The 18,117-nt window shown below is 44.9% G+C and carries 17 protein-coding genes; 7 read left to right on the forward strand and 10 right to left on the reverse strand.

The window, feature by feature from the left end; translation table 11 throughout:
* Positions 1-245: 245 nt before the first annotated feature.
* Positions 246-437 carry a hypothetical protein gene (locus BLP85_RS05215; protein ID WP_092819077.1) on the reverse strand — a complete coding sequence of 64 codons (192 nt, stop codon included), beginning with the start codon at positions 435-437 and terminating at the stop codon, positions 246-248.
* Between the two features lie 201 nt (positions 438-638).
* On the opposite strand from BLP85_RS05215, the gene BLP85_RS05220 reads away from it, so the two are divergent.
* The 3 genes from BLP85_RS05220 to ovoA all read left to right on the forward strand — a co-directional run bounded on the left by BLP85_RS05220 (position 639) and on the right by ovoA (position 4,320).
* Entirely contained in the window at positions 639-881 is a 243-nt protein-coding gene (locus BLP85_RS05220; RefSeq protein ID WP_092819078.1) for a DUF2061 domain-containing protein, read from the forward strand.
* Between the two features lie 202 nt (positions 882-1,083).
* On the forward strand, positions 1,084-1,956 hold the full coding sequence (locus BLP85_RS05225) for a LysR family transcriptional regulator (protein WP_092819079.1): 873 nt from the start codon (positions 1,084-1,086) through the stop codon (positions 1,954-1,956).
* Positions 1,957-2,103: 147 nt separating this feature from the next.
* The gene (gene ovoA, locus BLP85_RS05230; protein ID WP_092819080.1) at positions 2,104-4,320 is read left to right on the forward strand and encodes a 5-histidylcysteine sulfoxide synthase; all 2,217 of its coding nucleotides are present in this window, start codon (positions 2,104-2,106) and stop codon (positions 4,318-4,320) included.
* 54 nt (positions 4,321-4,374) lie between these two features.
* On the opposite strand, the gene BLP85_RS05235 is transcribed toward ovoA, so the two are convergent.
* Positions 4,375-4,620, reverse strand: a complete 246-nt coding sequence (locus BLP85_RS05235) for a DUF2789 family protein (RefSeq protein ID WP_092819081.1) — start codon at positions 4,618-4,620, stop codon at positions 4,375-4,377.
* Positions 4,621-4,892: 272 nt separating this feature from the next.
* Positions 4,893-5,543: an HAD family hydrolase gene (locus tag BLP85_RS05240; protein WP_092819082.1), complete on the reverse strand. Its 651-nt coding sequence runs from the start codon at positions 5,541-5,543 to the stop codon at positions 4,893-4,895.
* Positions 5,544-5,725: 182 nt separating this feature from the next.
* Between BLP85_RS05240 and BLP85_RS05245 the strand changes: the two genes are divergently transcribed.
* Positions 5,726-6,202, forward strand: a complete 477-nt coding sequence (locus BLP85_RS05245; RefSeq protein WP_086195300.1) for an RNA pyrophosphohydrolase — start codon at positions 5,726-5,728, stop codon at positions 6,200-6,202.
* An 88-nt stretch (positions 6,203-6,290) separates the two neighbouring features.
* Entirely contained in the window at positions 6,291-8,588 is a 2,298-nt protein-coding gene (ptsP, locus tag BLP85_RS05250) for a phosphoenolpyruvate--protein phosphotransferase (RefSeq protein WP_092819083.1), read from the forward strand.
* 7 nt (positions 8,589-8,595) lie between these two features.
* Here ptsP and BLP85_RS05255 read toward each other — a convergent pair whose 3' ends face one another.
* The 3 genes from BLP85_RS05255 to BLP85_RS05265 all read right to left on the reverse strand — a co-directional run bounded on the left by BLP85_RS05255 (position 8,596) and on the right by BLP85_RS05265 (position 11,309).
* On the reverse strand, positions 8,596-8,787 hold the full coding sequence (locus tag BLP85_RS05255) for a DUF7230 family protein (RefSeq protein WP_092819084.1): 192 nt from the start codon (positions 8,785-8,787) through the stop codon (positions 8,596-8,598).
* A 163-nt stretch (positions 8,788-8,950) separates the two neighbouring features.
* On the reverse strand, positions 8,951-9,331 hold the full coding sequence (locus tag BLP85_RS05260; RefSeq protein WP_092819085.1) for a YkvA family protein: 381 nt from the start codon (positions 9,329-9,331) through the stop codon (positions 8,951-8,953).
* Between the two features lie 310 nt (positions 9,332-9,641).
* The gene (locus BLP85_RS05265) at positions 9,642-11,309 is read right to left on the reverse strand and encodes an acyl-CoA dehydrogenase family protein (RefSeq protein WP_092819086.1); all 1,668 of its coding nucleotides are present in this window, start codon (positions 11,307-11,309) and stop codon (positions 9,642-9,644) included.
* Positions 11,310-11,404: 95 nt separating this feature from the next.
* Here BLP85_RS05265 and BLP85_RS05270 point away from each other — a divergent pair, with 95 nt between their 5' ends.
* On the forward strand, positions 11,405-12,025 hold the full coding sequence (locus BLP85_RS05270) for a TetR/AcrR family transcriptional regulator (RefSeq protein WP_092819242.1): 621 nt from the start codon (positions 11,405-11,407) through the stop codon (positions 12,023-12,025).
* A 180-nt stretch (positions 12,026-12,205) separates the two neighbouring features.
* Here BLP85_RS05270 and BLP85_RS05275 read toward each other — a convergent pair whose 3' ends face one another.
* Both BLP85_RS05275 and katG read right to left on the reverse strand, forming a co-directional pair.
* Entirely contained in the window at positions 12,206-12,643 is a 438-nt protein-coding gene (locus BLP85_RS05275) for a hypothetical protein (RefSeq protein WP_092819087.1), read from the reverse strand.
* A gap of 223 nt (positions 12,644-12,866) precedes the next feature.
* Entirely contained in the window at positions 12,867-15,059 is a 2,193-nt protein-coding gene (gene katG / locus BLP85_RS05280; RefSeq protein ID WP_092819088.1) for a catalase/peroxidase HPI, read from the reverse strand.
* 369 nt (positions 15,060-15,428) lie between these two features.
* On the opposite strand from katG, the gene BLP85_RS05285 reads away from it, so the two are divergent.
* Complete coding sequence (locus BLP85_RS05285; protein WP_092819089.1) at positions 15,429-15,830, forward strand: DoxX-like family protein; 402 nt, start codon at positions 15,429-15,431, stop codon at positions 15,828-15,830.
* Positions 15,831-15,836: 6 nt separating this feature from the next.
* On the opposite strand, the gene BLP85_RS05290 is transcribed toward BLP85_RS05285, so the two are convergent.
* Positions 15,837-16,892, reverse strand: coding sequence for an MBL fold metallo-hydrolase (locus tag BLP85_RS05290; RefSeq protein WP_092819243.1), 1,056 nt, complete (start codon positions 16,890-16,892; stop codon positions 15,837-15,839).
* Between the two features lie 75 nt (positions 16,893-16,967).
* Positions 16,968-17,906: a cation diffusion facilitator family transporter gene (locus BLP85_RS05295; RefSeq protein WP_092819090.1), complete on the reverse strand. Its 939-nt coding sequence runs from the start codon at positions 17,904-17,906 to the stop codon at positions 16,968-16,970.
* Between the last annotated feature and the right edge of the window lie 211 nt (positions 17,907-18,117).

The raw sequence follows: 18,117 nt of genomic DNA on the forward strand, positions 1-18,117 counted from the left end.
GACGCGCTCCATAGAACTGGGTAATGCTTTCATTAACTTCGATTATAACCACGTATTTACATAAATCTAATTTATCATTTTTATTAGTTTAAAAACTTTTTGGAATTAATTTTGACCGTATTTAAACCCTGCATTTTGGCAAAATTTCATCCCTTCAGTTTTTAAACCAGACGGCAATCTCCTTATGCTCATGCTCAACAAATGAAAGGCTTTAACGCTGCCTGCAGGGAGTACCCATGCTGAATTTAACCCGACGGTTTTTGTTTCGCTTCTATCAGCTGTTCAATTGCCCGGATGAGTTCTGCTTTCGCTGCACCGCATTGGGCAGCCGCCTGATTCTCGTCATCTTCATCATCGGCAATTTCATAGACCTGACTGCGTTTTTCTACCGCTTCTTCAAAAATATCAAGAAGGTATTTGATGTGTTTAATATCCATGATGTTCACCCTTCCAGAAAAGTATCTCTAGACATATCTCTCTAGGCGATACCGTTCCCCTGTTGTTGTATTGATTGTTCAGTTGAACCAGCCAAACAATTTATAAAACCGATTAAAAACATAAAAATGTTCGTTTTTACAAATTAAATAAGACTGATTATCATTTAGCCATATCCCGAGGCAAAGATTGAGGAACACCCCATGGCTCATATCCAAAAATTTGTGAATAACAACCAGCGTATGTTCAAGAAAACCTTTAGCTATTACATTATGCACATCACCATTGCCATGTTGGTCGGTTATTTCGTCACAGGAAGTATCTGGATGGCAGTGACCTTGAGCTTGCTTGAGCCGACCATTCAGGCAATCGCGTTCTTCTTCCATGAAAAAATCTGGGAAGCCAAACCGGTGAAAATGCAGAACAGGAACAACGCGGCCATCTAAATATTTCCGGGTTATAAAAATATCATGGGTTCCTGTTTTCCGCTTTACAAGCATCACTTCATTGGCATGAGGTGATGTTTTATTTTTACCTGTTAAGTTCACATCTGCATACATTTTTTCCGGTCTTTTTTAAGATGAAACGCCTCTTTGATATAAAAATATTTTATAATAATTTAATTTTCATATAACCAGATATCTCCTTATGAATCTTGCTGCCTTTGAAGCATTCATTAAAGTCATGGAAACCGGTTCTATTTCTATGGCTGCCGATTTATTGTTTATTACCCAGCCTGCTGTGACCAAACGCATTCATAGCCTGGAAGAATATTTTGGCGTGAAACTGTTTGAGTCTGCCGGTCGTGGCGTTCAGGCGACGCATGCTGCACATTCTTTATTGCCGAAAGTGAAAAACTGGCTCAATGAACTGGGCGATATTCACCATACCCTCAGTCACGAACAGGAACAGGTGCAAGGCAAACTGAAAATTGGCACCAGTCATCATATTGGTTTGCATCATCTACCGCAGCACCTGCGCAATTATGTGCAAAAATTTCCTGACGTCACTTTAGACGTGCATTTTGTTGACTCGGAACAGGCGCATGAACAGGTACTGGCGGGTGACCTGGAACTGGCCTTTTTAACCCTCCCGCCGAAAGGGGATGAACGCCTGAGTTATGTGACCATCTGGAATGATCCGCTGGTCTTTGTGGTGGCACCTTTTCATCCGCTGGCGCAAAAAAAGCATCTCAGTCTGGAAGATTTGATTCAATATCCGAGCCTCTTGCCCGCCTCGCAAACCTATACCACGCAAATCACCTTGGCAGAATTTGAAAAGCAAGGCGTTAAACCGAAAATCACTATGAGCAACAATCCGCTGGAATCCATCCGCATGCTGGTTTCAATTGGTTTGGGATGGTCGGTATTACCGAAAACCCTGCTAAATCAGGACCTGCAAATGCTGGATATCAATGTGCAAATGCAGCGTCAACTGGGCATGGTCTGGCATCCAGGGCGCACCCAGTCACGTGCCGTACAAGAACTGGTGGCCATGATGCAAAACTCCCATCTCAACTAAAACCGGCTTGAGCGCTGCATCTGCCTGGATGCAGCATTTTGTTACCTTAATCCTCAGCATAGCGGCACAGCTTTCGGGTACTTTTAAATAAAACACATAGAACCCGATGGCTTAAATGTGCAAAAGAATTCGAAGGAGTATGGGGCTATGCTGAGGGATTCATCACCAACCCTATCTATAACTAATTCACCTGAAACAACCCAGGCTAAAACACACCCAGTCAAAGCCGATGTCGATGCTCCAAATCTATGGCAAAGCGCTAAAATTTCTTTGTTGCCTACGCCCGATTTAAACTTTGCTGATGAAGCCACGGCACGGCATAGCTTGCGTGATTATTTTCTGAATACTTTTGACAGCTATGAACGGCTGTTTGACTGTCTGAAAAATGATGCAGCCTATTACCTTAAACCGATCTCTTTACGTCATCCTCTGATTTTTTATTTTGGTCATACGGCGACCTTTTTTATCAATAAACTGCTGCTCAGCAAGCTGATTCACGCACGTTTGAACCCAGAGCTGGAAAGTATTTTTGCTGTCGGGGTCGATGAAATGAGCTGGGACGACCTGAACGAGCAGCATTATGACTGGCCGAGTGTAGAAGAAGTCCGGGCTTATCGTGGCCAGGTACGGACACTGGTCCTGAATCTGATTGAGCATGTCCCCCTGACATTACCCTTGAACTGGAACCATCCGTGGTGGTCGATCCTCATGGGCATTGAACATGAACGGATTCATCTTGAAACCTCCTCGGTCCTGATTCGCCAGCAGCAGCTGGACTATGTATACAATCATCCGCAGTGGCGTGCCGAGGTCATCACAGACATTGCACCCGAAAATACCCTGATTGCTGTTCCTGCAGGACAGGTCAACCTAAACAAGACTTTCGACAGTAACTTCTATGGCTGGGATAATGAATATGGCCGGCATCAGGCAGATGTGGCCGCTTTTGAGGCTTCACAATATCTGGTCTCCAATCAGGAATTCTTCAGTTTTGTGGAAGATGGCGGTTATGCCACTGACCGTTACTGGACCGTAGAAGGACAGGCTTGGCTGAAATTTTCTCAAGCCCAGCATCCCAGCTTTTGGCGAAAAACACCTTCGGGCTGGTCACTGCGTTTGATGCTGGAAGAAATTTCCATGCCTTGGGACTGGCCGGTAGAAGTGAATTATCTTGAAGCCAAAGCGTTTTGCAACTGGAAAGCCGAGAAAACCGGTCAAAGCATTCGCTTGCCCACAGAAGATGAGTGGTACCGGCTGTATGATGTGGCAGGTTTAGATGCCGATCTGCCCAGTCCTGAACAGGCCAATATCGAACTGAAATACCGAACCAGTCCCTGCCCGGTGAATCATTTTCAGCAGGGTGATTTTTTTGATATTCAGGGCAATGTCTGGCAATGGACTGAAACCCCGATTTACCCTTTTGACGGTTTTCAGGTACATCCTATCTATGATGATTTCAGCACCCCAACCTTTGATGGGCAACATAATTTAATCAAAGGCGGTTCCTGGATTTCTGCCGGCAATGAGGCTTTGCACAGCGCACGCTATGCCTTCCGCCGGCATTTTTTCCAGCATGCCGGATTCCGCTATGTCGCTGCTTCTCAAGAACTTCAGCAGTTTCAGTCGCAGTATGAAACGGACCAGATGATCTCGCAATATCTGGAATTCCAGTACGGCGCAGACTATTTTAACGTGCCCAATTTTGCCCAAAGCCTGATGGATCTTGCACGGCCCTATTTTAAGGATATTGCTACCGAGAAGGCATTGGATATCGGTTGTGCCACGGGTCGGGCCAGCTTCGAACTGGCAGCTTATTTTAATCAGGTCACAGGCCTGGACTTTTCCGCACGCTTTATTCAGCTGGCGGTACAGCTGGCGCAAGGAGAAACTATACGCTATACCCTGCCGATTGAAGGGGAACTGGTGGAATATAAAGCCTGCAACTTAAAAGAGTTGGGCTTAGATCAGCTTGCGCATAAAGTCGATTTTTTCCAGGCTGATGCCTGTAATTTAAAACCTCACTTTAACGATTACAATTTTATTCTGGCTGCCAATTTAATTGACCGCCTGCATCATCCGAAAGATTTTTTAACCCACATCCATCAACGCTTAACCCTGGGCGGAATTTTAATGCTGGCCTCGCCCTACACCTGGCTAGAGGAACATACTGCACGTCATGAATGGCTCGGCGGTTTTAAAAAAGATGGCGAAAACTTCACTACGCTAGATGGCATGACTGAACTGTTAAAAGCGCATTTTGAAATGCTTGATGAACCTCAGGATGTGGCATTTGTCATTCGTGAAACCGCGCGTAAGTATCAACATACCCTGTCCCAAGTCACCTTATGGAAACGGGTCAGGTAAATTCTTTACAAAAATAAAGCCAATCTGAGAATTGGCTTTATTTCGCTTTGCTCTTTATCGGATCACTGAATCTTCATGCAACGATTCATTCAACTGGTCAACAATAATCGCCCATGAACCATCGGACTTGATTTTTTCTGCCAAAAACTGGCGCTGCGCTTCGGTCCAATATTCGGCTTCGGTAATCTGGGTCTGGGCATTGAGTTGATGCGTAGCAATAAACAGGGCAATCGCCTCTTCACTGGAATCTAATCCTAACTGCTCAAAAAGATTGGTCATTCTTGGACGTGTTTGGCTCATTTTGATCTCCTGTTCTTGTTCAATTTCAAACAATAATTTTTTGTCTTTTACCCTTGTGCTTTCATTCTAATATACGGCAAAGGCATACTCATAGTAAGGCTTATTTTATCGTCCCTTAGTCGATATAGCCCCTTCAATCCAGTTCAGCAGATCGGTAGCAACCCTCTTCCAACATGCAAGGATTTCGGTGCAATCCATTTTTTATTTTTCACGTTTAAAGTGGAGAGAACCGCCCTATTCCGTAGGCTCTCCCCTCCGTCAAAACAAATTGCCTAAATTGACCAGTCCTGAATTTCCCAGTTTTGTGCTTTGGCCAAAGCCTCTAAACGCTCATCCGGATTGACCACAATGGCATGGTCGGCATATTCCAGCAAGAAACGGTCATTGAATGAATCTGAATACGCCCATGACTCATCAATATCGCGCCCTTGCAGCCATTGTTCCAGACGGATCAATTTCCCTTTTTGATAACAGGCAGTGTTAATGACTTTACCGGTATATTTGCCATCCACCACCTCTGCATTGGTGGCAATAATTTCAGTAATGCCAAACTCGTGAAAAATCGGTGCGGTAATAAAATCCGAAGTTGCAGTAATTCCCACCAGCTCATGTCCGGCATCCTTGTGACGTTGAATGGCAGCAAAACCTTCTGGACGCATTTGCGGACGAATAATTTTTTTCATGAACAATTCATGTAATTCGGTCAAATAATCATTGTCATGCTGGGTTAAAAATTCAAAGACGAATTCGTTATAGGCAATCGGGTCAAGTTGCCCTGCTTTATAGTCCTCATAAAATTTGTCATTCATTTGACGATGTCGGATTGGATCGACTAAACCTTCGTTTACTAAAAACTCACCCCATGAATAATCTGAATCGGTATTTAATAGGGTGTGGTCGAGGTCAAATAAAGCCAATTTCATGAAAATACTCGTAAAAACTGAAATTTAAGAAAAAAATTGTAAATCTATCTCCGCTAGTCGATAGAAATTCGTTAAGATCATAGCAATTTTTAACATTTAAGCTGTGCTTTTTTTCGAGATGGATATAGAAATAACAATCCCCGAACAAAAAGCCATACATTACAGAAAATTTAGGTAGCCAAATGATCGACTCAGAAGGTTTCCGACCGAATGTCGGGATCATTTTGGCAAACGACATTGGACAAGTTTTATGGGCAAAACGCATTGGACACAATGCTTGGCAATTTCCGCAAGGAGGGATCCAGTTTGGAGAATCCCCCGAACAGGCACTTTATCGTGAGCTGAGAGAAGAAGTTGGCTTATTGCCCGAACATGTTCAAATTGTAGCGCAAACAAAAGGTTGGCTGCGTTATCGTTTGCCGCAAAGATATATACGTCCGGATTCGGACCCGGTGTGTATTGGTCAAAAACAGAAGTGGTTTTTACTCCGGCTGACAGCGCCAGCAAAGCATATTCAGCTGGACCTGTCAGACCCACCCGAGTTTGACCAGTGGCAATGGGTAAGTTATTGGTACCCATTGGGTCAGGTCGTGAATTTTAAACGCGATGTATACCGGAGGGCGATGGTGGAACTGTGTCAGCAGTTACCCTCGCTCTAGCTCGAAAAAATTGCATGAAAATGCAGATTTTTTAGTAGCATGTTGTTATAAATAAAAACAGTTTTAAACTTATTTTGGAGCAGATTTTATGTCGAATATGCAACTGGACACCTTAAGACGCATTGTGCAAGAAATCAATGCGTCCACCAGTTTGCATGAGTCACTCGACATCATGGTCAATCAGGTTGCTGAAGCCATGCACGTGGATGTCTGCTCCATTTATCTGCTGGATGAACGAAACCAGCGTTATCTGCTTATGGCTTCTAAAGGGTTAAATCCTGAAGCTGTGGGACATGTCTCCTTACATACCAGCGAAGGTCTGGTGGGACTGGTGGGACAACGCGAAGAAATCGTCAATCTGGATAATGCACCAAAGCATGAACGCTTTATGTACCTGCCGGAAACCGGAGAAGAAATTTATAATTCCTTCCTCGGTGTTCCGGTGATGTACCGCCGCAAGGTGATGGGCGTATTGGTGGTGCAAAATAAGGAACCGCAAGATTTTAGCGAAGCAGCGGAATCATTCCTGGTCACCCTGTGTGCCCAGCTGTCCGGTGTGATTGCCCATGCCCATGCCGTGGGCAATATTGATGTATTCCGCAAGCCAAGCAATTTACCTGCTTATAAAACCTTTCAGGGCGTTTCCGGTTCAGGCGGGATTGCTTTAGGGCGTGCCGTAATTCTCTATCCGCCTGCCGATCTGGCTGCTGTGCCTGATCGCGAAGCAGATGACATCAGTGAAGAACTGGCTCTTCTGGATGCCGCATTAAATGCCGTGCGTCAGGAAATTCAGGCACTGGATGAAAAAATGCAGGATGCCTTAATGGCTGAGGAACGGGCTTTATTCAGCGTGTTTTTGCGCATGCTGGATGAAAACTCCCTGCCTGCTGAAATTAAGGCTGAAATCCGCGATGGGAACTGGGCACAGGGTGCTGTACGTATTGTCATTGATAATCACATTGCCCTGTTTGCGCAAATGGAAGATGACTATTTACGCGAACGCGTGTCTGACCTGAAAGATCTAGGGCGTCGTATTCTGGCCTTTTTGCAGGAAGCCGATGCCAGCCATCGTGAACTGACCGATGAAAGCATCCTGATCGGGGAAGACATTTCAACCGCGGCACTGGTGGAACTGCCGGTGGATAAAATTGCCGCAATTGTCACCACCGAAGGTGCCATGAATTCACATATGGTGATTGTGGCACGTGCCCTGGGCATTCCAACCGTGGTCGGTGTGACTGAACTGCCAATCAATACCCTGGATGATGTCGAGATGATTGTCGATGCCCATCAGGGACGGGTGTTTATCAATCCACCACGCCGTTTGCGTACCCGCTATAAAGAAATCCAGAAAGAAGAAGAACAGCTGGCGAAAGACTTAAAGCAATACGAAACCAAAGATGCCATCACCCCGGATGGCATTGCGGTCAAACTGTTTGTCAATACGGGTTTAATGATTGATGTCGTTCGCGGCGTACAGCGTGGCGCCAAAGGCGTCGGTTTATACCGCTCTGAAATTCCGTTTATGCTGCGTGACCGCTTTCCCGGCGAAGAAGAGCAGCGTGCCATTTACCGCCAGCAACTCAGCCACTTTGCCAATAAACCTGTGGTGATGCGTACCCTCGACATTGGTGCAGATAAAGATTTACCGTATTTCTCGATTGAAGAAGAAAACTCGGCGCTGGGCTGGCGCGGTATCCGTTTTACCCTGGATCATCCAGAAATTTTTTCTGCCCAGATTCGTGCCATGCTCAAAGCCAGTATTGGATTGAATAACCTGCACATTTTACTGCCCATGATCACCAGTGTCAGTGAAGTGGAAGAAGCCCTCTATCTGCTGGACCGTGACTGGACCGCAGTGCAGGAGGAAGAACAGGTCAAAATTACCAAGCCCAAAATTGGCATTATGGTTGAAGTTCCGAGTGTGCTGTTACAGATTGAAGAGTTTTCCGAACTGGTAGATTTTTTCTCGGTCGGTTCAAATGACTTGACCCAGTATTTACTGGCGGTTGACCGCAATAACCCTCGGGTTGCCAATGTCTACTCGCACTTCCATCCGGCTATTTTACGCGCTTTAACCCGCTTGGTTCAGGAATGTCATAAATATGATAAACCGGTGAGCATTTGTGGAGAAATGGCTGGCGACCCATTGGCAGCGGTACTATTGATGGCGATGGGCTTTAATACCCTGTCGATGAGTTCAAGCAATATTTTGCGGGTGCGTAAAGCCATTTGCCATGTCCCTATGACCGATGCCCAGGAACAGCTGGAACGTGTATTAAAAATGAGTAACCCACTAATGGTGAAAAGCTGGATGGAATATTACTTCAAGACCCATGGTCTGGGGGATATGGTGAAATCTGCAACCCGTATTTTGGGTGCTTAAAATGGGGTTATAGCACAGCAAATACCGTGCAAGAAAAAGGGAGATAATCATTTGAGTATCTCCCTTTTTTGTGCTTGTCATAGCCACGTTTTGCATTTTTCTTGCGGTCTACAAAGACCTGGCTTTTATTGACCTCATGCATGTGTTTTGCCACAAAGTTATGAATCACCACCTCTGGCAGTGCTTTTTTCTTTGCCATTTTACTCACCTTTTTGAATTCACCATCCAGATGGGATAGCAAGCTGATATTACGCTTTTCCGTACAGAATTCAAGCGGTTTTTCAGGCTGGAGAAATTTATTAAAAAACGATTTATTTCATATACTTAAAATCATATCTTTAAGTGTTTACCCCGACTCAGTATTAGAATTTCTGCATATTTAAAAAATGCATGGCCAAATAGCCCAAAAAAAGCAGCCAGATTAAAATAATCACCCCTGCCGCCCAACGGTTGACCGGCCGTTCTGACAATAGCGAGGCACGAATTCTGCAATCGTCTAGAATTTCTTGTGGCGTCAGCTTGATCACCAATAACAGTCCCAAGGGCACAATAATAATATCATCCAGATAGCCCAGTACCGGAATAAAATCGGGAATCAGGTCAATCGGCGATAGCGCATATGCCGCAATAATCAGCGCCAGTATTTTGATCCAGACAGGTGTGCGCTGGTCTTTAGCCACCAGCCAAACCACCCGAACATCTTTTTTGATGGTTTTGGCCCATTGTTTAATTTTTTGGTACATACAGGTAATGAAAATCAAAATTTCATAATGACATCTTAAATAGGTTTTCTTAAATGAATATAAATTTTGCAGCTTCAACCTTATTTTTATGTAAGTGGCAGCTAAAGTAAAATTAGGGAAAAATCAAAAGATATCTGCTGAATTTATCAGTGAATCCTGAACTCGAAACGAAAATTCCCTCTCTCCTTTAAAAGATCAAACACCCTCAAATATTTTGAGTATACAAAAGAGAGATTCTTTGATTCATATTTTCATCCCTCCTTCTCCCTGAGCCATATATGGCGCGAGAGAAGGAGCTTTCGTCGCGAAATTATTTTTCTTTAGCCAACGCCCTTTCCAGCACCCGTTCCACATCAACCTGCTGCGCAGCAAGCATACCTACCACTCGGCCATGAAATTCGCTATAACGCGTTTGAATAAAAGCATCCGCCACATAGTCCGGCGCATAACGTTTCAGTAAAACCGCTTGAGCCAAAATGACCAGACGGCTGACCAGGCTGCGCCCCATAAACTGCAAGTCATCAGCAGATTGCTGCAACAGTTTGAACAGGCTTTGTAATTCATTTTTCAAGGTTTCATCTTCTAATGCAGTTGATGCCAGATCTTTAAACAATAGCTCAATCGATTCAGGTTCACGACCGATTGCACGCAATACATCGAGGCACATGACATTGCCCGAACCTTCCCAAATGGTATTCACCGGGGCTTCTTTAAAAATACGCGCCATGATGCCGTTATCGACATAGCCATTGCCGCCAAACACTTCCATCATCTCGCCAGTCAATTCAACAGCACGCTTGCAGATCCAGAACTTGGAAGCCGGGGTCATGATTCTTTTCCATGCCAAAGACAGGGCATCTTCAGTTTCATAACAATGTGCCAAATGGAAACTTAAGTGCATGGCCGCTTCGGTTTCCAGGGCTAAATCCGCGAGTACCGCACGTATTAAAGGCTGTTCGGCTAAATGTTTACCAAAGGCTTTGCGTTGACGGGTATAGGCAATGCATTGCACTAAAGCCTGACGCAGCATGGCGGTACTGCCGACGGAACAGGTCAGGCGGGTGTAATTGGCCATTTCAATAATGGTTGGAATGCCGCGTCCCGCTTCACCGATCATGATGCCCCAAGCGTCTTTAAATTCAACTTCGGAACTGGAATTACTGCGGTTGCCGACTTTTTCTTTTAGTCGCTGCACATGAATATTATTTTTTGTGCCATCTTCCAGCCAGCGCGGCACAAAGAAACAGGCCAAGCCATCCTGCTCGGTTTTTGCCACGACCAAATGTGCATCGCACATCGGCGCGGAGAAAAACCATTTATGCCCAGTCAGCAAATAGGCCTGGCCACGGCCTGATTCAGCGACAGGAACAGCTAGGGTTTCATTGGCACGCACATCGGAACCGCCCTGCTTTTCGGTCATGCCCATGCCCAGCCAGATGGATTTTTTCTGGGCAATCGGCAGGTCACGCTCATCGTATTCGGTGGATAATAATTTTTCGCCAATTTTGGCCCACAGTTCAGGTTCAAGCTGCATTAAGGGAATGCTGCCCAGCGTCATCGATGTTGGACACAGACTGCCGCATTCGACCTGTCCGCTTAAGTAAAAACGCGCTGCCCATTCCACCCATTTGGAGGAAGATGCCGCATGGTTAAATGGATGGGCATGGCTGTCGAATTTGCGGTTTAAAGCCATCCACTTGTGCCAGGCAGGATGAAACTCAATGTAATCTTTACGGCGGCCACGGGCGTCAAAGGCATGCAGAATGGGCGTGTGCTTATTGGCTAAATCGGCATATTGATAATATTCGGCTGATCCCACCACTTTGCCCATATCACACAAGGTTGCTTGGTCATGGCTGCCATAACGCTTCAATATTTCATGTAAAACCGTATCGGATGAAAATAAATTGTAATCTTGCAGTTCATCAAACTGGTTGCTGATTTGATGGGTCATCCATGTCTGATTCGATGTATTCATCGTCTATATTTCCTGCTTGTTGTTCTGGGCTTTTCATTCCAGTATAGAGAAAAATTCGCCACAGCATGTTCGGCTTTATTGAGTCTAATTTTTTTATGAAAAATCCACAGATACAGGTACGGCGTAAGCCACGCCAGTCACGGGCCAAGCTGACTCAGGAAGCCTTGCAGGACAGTTTTGTTCGGCTTTTGCATGAGCGTGCTGCACATGACATTACCATTCGGGAGATTACCGATTTAGCCGGTGTAGGCTTGGGTACGTTTTATGAATATTTTTCCAAAAAGGAAGATTTGATTGCGCTGACCATTCACCAACATGTGAAAAACAATGCTGAGGACTTAAAAACTTATGCACAAAGCCTGATCAAGTTATCCACAGATATGGCTCTGGATGATTATTTAAAGCAGGTGATTCATTACCAGCTTGAGCAGATTCAGGCACAGCAGTTTTTATGGGCGCAGACTTTTTTGCTGGAACGGCAGATTTCCAATATTGAGAGTTATCGCAAAAGCTACGACATGATGCTACAGATGTGGCAAAGCATTTTGTTACCTTTTATTGAAGATACTGAACAGCTCACGCGGATGAGTTTAAATGTACAACGGGTGTGTTATGGCTTTGTGTCGCAGACGTTGTTGGTAGAGCCTGAGTTTGGGGAATGGAAAATTTTAGAGGAGGACATTATTCAAACTTTTGCCAATATAATTTTTAATTAAAAATGTCCTTTTTTGAAGTTAAATATCCGTTTTTAATTGACAAAACACATCAAAATCGCTCACAAAAAAACCGACTTGTTTCCAAGCCGGGATTCTGCTGATCTTTTAACTTTTTATTTTGTCTTAACATGTTGATATTAAAATATTATTTAAATTTAATTTCGTATAACGGCCATTATGTTAAATGGGATACTCATCATGGATATTAGAACCAAAAACTACTCTTCTATGATGAATGTATAGTCCCCAATTTAGGCTATTATCAAAAATTGATATCTCATCAGAAGAGTAATAAAAATCATCGAAAAACTTTACGAAAATTTTCCAGTTAGTACTAACAGCAATATCAGGTTGCCAAACGACATAAATATCTTTTTGAAAAGCTAACCCTGTATGAAATAACCATTTTTTTATTGTTTTATCTTCGGCATTAATTTCTCTAAAACAATTAAAATTCTTTTTTTCTATCAAGTTTTTAGTAATTTCAGAACTATAATTCCAAAGGAAATTTGAAGCCTGTGGAGTCATAGGCTTTATTTGATCTAAATGTATCTGATTAAGCTGATTATAAGAATCATCGTCAAATCTCCAATGTATTGGAAATTGATCAAATGACATTATGAAATTGTTTAAACTTTTTAAATCCATAGTTATTAGAAAGTCTTTAACTTATTCTAAAATTAACATAATACACCTTATACGAAATTCAATATAAGTTAAATAAGATCAATATTTTAAAATCTATAAAAAGCTAAGTGAGTAGAAATTCAGCTTTTTACATGACATTTCTACGTTCATTAAAAAACCGCCCTTTCGAGCGGTTTTTTAATCTCAATGCAAATTATTTCTTCACATCAAAACGGTCTGCATTCATCACTTTGGTCCAAACGGCAACAAAGTCCTTGACGAATTTTTCTTTGTTGTCATCTTGCGCATACACTTCTGCATAAGAGCGTAGAATCGAGTTCGAACCAAACACCAGGTCCACACGTGTGGCAGTCCATTTCGCTGCGCCCGTTGCACGGTCTACAATCTCATAACGGTTTTTGCCGACTGGTTTCCAGTTATATGCCATGTCAGTCAAGTTCACAAAGAAGTCATTGCTCAACACGCCTTCACGGTCTGTGAACACGCCTTCTTTCGCACCCGCATAATTGGTTCCCAGTACACGCATACCACCGACCAGTACCGTCATTTCAGGTGCAGTTAAACCCAGTAACTGAGCACGGTCTAACAGCAATTCTTCAGGTTGAGCCGTGTAGTCTTCTTTTAGCCAGTTACGGAAACCGTCGTGTTTTGGCAACAAGTCTTCAAATGAATAGACATCGGTTTGCTCTTGAGTGGCATCCCCTCGTCCCGGCGTGAATGGAACTTGAATGTCCACACCCGCAGCCTGCGCCGCTTTTTCCACCGCAGCCGTACCGCCCAGTACAATCAGGTCGGCAATGCTGACTTTCTTCTCAAGACCAGCCTGAATTTCTTCAAGTTTCGCCAATACTTTCGCCAGACGTTCAGGTTCATTGCCCACCCAGTCTTTTTGCGGAGCGAGACGGATACGTGCACCGTTCGCACCGCCACGGTAGTCCGAACCACGGAAAGTACGCGCGCTGTCCCATGCGGTGTTGATTAACTCGGCAGTGCTTAAACCGCTGTTTAACAGTTTCGCTTTAAGTTCTTCAACTTCTGCTTCAGACAACACGTAGTTCACCGATGGAATCGGGTCTTGCCAGATCAGCTCTTCATTCGGCACATCGGCACCTAAATAACGCGATTTTGGTCCCATGTCACGGTGCGTCAGCTTGAACCAGGCACGAGCAAACACTTCCGAGAAGTACGCAGGGTCTTTGTAGAAACGCTCTGCAATTTTACGGTATTCCGGATCGACTTTCAGCGCCATATCGGCATCGGTCATCATCGGGTTACGGCGCACATTTGGGTTGTGAGCATCAACAGGTTTGTCTTCCTCTTTGATGTTGATCGGTTCCCATTGTTTCGCGCCTGCCGGGCTGATGGTTTTTTCCCACTCATAGGTGAACAATAAATAGAAGAATTCATTGTCCCATTTGGTTGGATGCGTGGTCCATGCCCCTTCCAGGCCACTGACCATGGTATTGGCGCCATTGCCCGTACCTTCAGGGTTATGCCAGCCTAGGCCCTGGAATTCGACATCCGCACCTTCAACATCTTTACCCAGCAATTCAGCCTTGCCGTTACCGTGCGCTTTACCAATGGTGTGACCACCTGCCGTCAATGCCACCGTTTCTTCGTCATTCATGCCCATGCGGTCGAAGGTCACGCGCATATCCTGTGCAGTACGCAGCGGATCCTGTACACCATCCACACCTTCAGGGTTGACGTAAATCAGGCCCATCTGCACCGCAGCAAGCGCATTGTCCAATGACTTACGGTCCTGGTCATTTTCATAACGGTTTTTGGTGGCATCCAGCCATTTCTCTTCAGCACCCCAATTGATATCTTTTTCAGGATGCCAGATATCTTCACGGCCACCGCCAAAACCAAAGGTTTTCAGGCCGGCTTCTTCATACGCCACTGTACCGGCCAGGATGATCAGATCGCCCCAGGAAATTTTATTGCCGTATTTACGTTTAATCGGCCAAAGCAGACGGCGGCCTTTATCGGTGTTCACGTTATCTGGCCAGCTGTTGAGTGGCGCAAAACGCTGGTTACCGGTATTGGCACCACCGCGACCGTCCTGCTTACGGTAAGAACCGGCCAGGTGCCAGGCCGTGCGCACGAACATGCCAATATAGCTGCCATAGTCCGATGGCCACCAGTCCTGGCTGCTGTTAATCAGTTCGCGTAAATCCTGTTTCACTGCTTCCAGGTCCAGTGAATTGAATGCCTTGGCATAATCAAAATCGGGATCTAGCGGATTGGTTTTTTTATCGTGCTGAGAAAGAATGTCGAGATTGAGCGCATTCGGCCACCAATCCCGGTTTGAGCGGGCAGCGCGGTGATCCGTACCGGATTGGTGAAAAGGACATTTTCCAGCAGCTTGTGTGTCATTATTCATATCTAAGCTCCAAATCTAATCACAAAACCATTATTGTGATGAACCGTTAAAAATTTCTAACTCATCTTCAAAATAGCTGTTTTTTATGACAATAGAAAGCAAGTTATATGAATGAAAACAATCGAAAAAGCCTATTCTAAAACGGGAATAAAAACAGGATTGATCAACCTTCACAACCAGAAGTCAAATTTTTAGAACTGCATTATCAATTTGCGATAAAGACCATCAGAATTTGAGATTTTGGACCATATTTCTGATTAAAAATAATGTGCTATATTGAGGCCATAACAAGCAAGAATCCTCCAGCATGTTGATCAAGCAGGATCGCTACTGCTGAGAACAGACCGCATATTCTGGAACCTGCCATTCGTGAATCATAAGCCCGTCTTGGAAAAACCGCTTCGACTGATTCAAATCACCCTTGCTGTTCTTTGGATTTATCAGGGATTGATACCCAAAATCCTGTTTCATTCTCATGCAGAAATCGCCATCTGGCAGAGCATGGGCGTAGAACTCCCTCTGGCAAAAATGGCGGTTAGCCTGTCGGGCGTGATTGAAATGGCATTTGGCTGTAGTTTTCTGCTTTGGCAAAGAGCCGTCATTTTGCATCAGCTGAATATTATGGGTTTAGCCGGATTATTAGGGCTGATTGCCCTCACCGATCCTATGCAACTCAGCACGGCGTTTAACCCGGTCGTGATGAATATCGCCATGCTCGTTCTTTCAATGCTTGCCATTCAACTTTTAAATGTGAGCAAACAGCAAGCTTAGCAAAAATCAAACCACCAGACGCCGTCCTTCCCGTATACAGATAAACGGTGTCATCAATTTGGAGGTATTTTTCATGGCAATCTTTAAATCAATTTCCGGTTGTTCCCGACGTTCATCGGTCAGTTGAAAGGTTCGGTAATGAATGGCCAGCGAACATTTGGAATGCAAATCCTGATGCGCCTGGAAAGACTCCTGCGGGTTCATGTGTGTATAGCCCATCAGCGCACGCGGTTCATACGCCCCTATAGGCAACAGCGCGACACGCGGTGCTCCCAAACGGTTTTGAATCTCTTTAAAATGCGGTGAGTAGCCAGTATCTCCAGCAAAGAAACAGTGATCTTTGCCATGCAGCACTGAAAAACCGCCCCAGAGTGCCCGGTTTTGATCACGCAAGCCGCGACCTGAAAAATGCTGTGCCGGCGTATAAATAATTTTTAACTCATGCAATAAAGACGATTGCCACCAGTCCATTTCCAGCACATAAAAACTTTTCGGCAAATACCACGCGTTGCCCAGCCCGGTATAAATCGGCATGGCAAATTTCTCATGCAGCCACTGCAAGCTGGCCAGGTCCATATGGTCATAATGGTTATGGCTGAGCAATACCGCATGAATGGTCGGCAATTCTTCCAGAGCAATGCCCGCCGGAATCACCCGCTTGGCCCCTTTGCCTGGTGCAGGGCCGGCATATTCGCACCAGACCGGATCGGTTAATAAATTATAAGGCCCGATCTGCAACAGTACCGTTGCATGGCCCACAAACCACACTTGCCAGTCATCCATACTGGCGTTGGGACGGTTCTGGGGAATGGCGCGTTTGCTGGCATGGAATTCGGCATGTTCTTTGTTGATATCGACATTCCAGGTCGATGACTTGCGGGTGAGCAGCCATTTGATCAGCTCGGCCCGTCCACGTCCTGCTGGACTGGGCAAGGCATTGAAGAATCGATCACCGTTATGATGATTCGAATACATAAACTTGAATGAAGGCTGACGCCAGGTATGTGACCAGCATGATTTGGTCGGGAGTTGAAAGTGTAATTGCTCAGGCTTCTGCTTCATGTCCATTCAATTTCTTAGTGTGACCTCAACCTTCAGAATCCGATATTCTGAATGCTGCGCCATATATATCACGTTTTATTCCAAACGTCCTTGCATACGTTCCAACCACACCTGTTTAGTTTGCGGTTTGATAAACAATGCCACAATTTCCGGATGAATCTGTTTGATTTTCGCTTCAATTCTGTTGACGCAGGCTTCGATGTCATCCGAACTCAAATTGTCTTCAAATTCCAGACTTAAGGAAGCAAGCACCTGATGCGCGCCCATCTGTTCGGTCAGCACACCATTGGCCGACTGTACCGCCTCATCTCCCTGCGCAATCAACAAGATGTCATTACGCAATTTTGGATCGGCCGTTTCACCCATCAATAATCCCTTGGTTTCACGGGCCAATAAAATGGCAGAAATTGCCAATACTATCCCAATCAGGATCGAAGCCACGCCATCCAGTTCAGGAATATTCAAGGTATGGGCCAGATAGATCCCGATCAGGGCAATCAGCAGACCACATAACGCGGCAGTATCTTCAAACAGTACGGTAAAGGTGGTGGGGTCTTTGCTGTGCCGAAAAGCCTCGAAATAACCTTGCTTGCCTTTCACCTTGCGGAATGCTTTTAAGGCCACCAGCCAGGAGGTGCCTTCACACAAGATGGCGATGATTAACACAATATAATTGATGGTGGGATTCAGCATTTCTTCAGGATGCAGCACATGCTGTATGCCCTGATAAATCGACACAACCGCGCCCAGTGCAAACACCATCAGCGCCACAATAAAGGCCCAAAAATACAGCTCACGGCCATAACCAAAGGGATGCCTGTAGTTTGCCGGCTGCTGGGATTTTTTCATGCCATAGAGCAGCAGAATTTCATTCAGGGTGTCCACCACCGAGTGCACGGCTTCACTGAGCATGGCCGAACTGTTGGTGATATAGGCCGCCACAAACTTGACCAGCGCAATCGCCAGATTACCTGCCAGTGCTGCATAGACCACAATCTTATTCGAATCAGACATTCAAATTTGTCCCGGGTGTTTTTGTTAAGCGTTATTGTTATCAAATAGATCTATTTGATTTTTATAGCTCTTTGCATAGTACTGAATGTGGTTGTGGTGGTGGTTTATTGTTTTGTTGTTTTTAGCGCGACTGCTGATTATTTCACCAGTGCGTATATAAATGTTCCATGTGAAACGCTGTGGTGAAATATGATGCATTTGTACGATTTGC

Origin of the sequence: Acinetobacter kookii, assembly GCF_900096895.1 — a bacterium.
GTDB lineage: Bacteria > Pseudomonadota > Gammaproteobacteria > Pseudomonadales > Moraxellaceae > Acinetobacter > Acinetobacter kookii.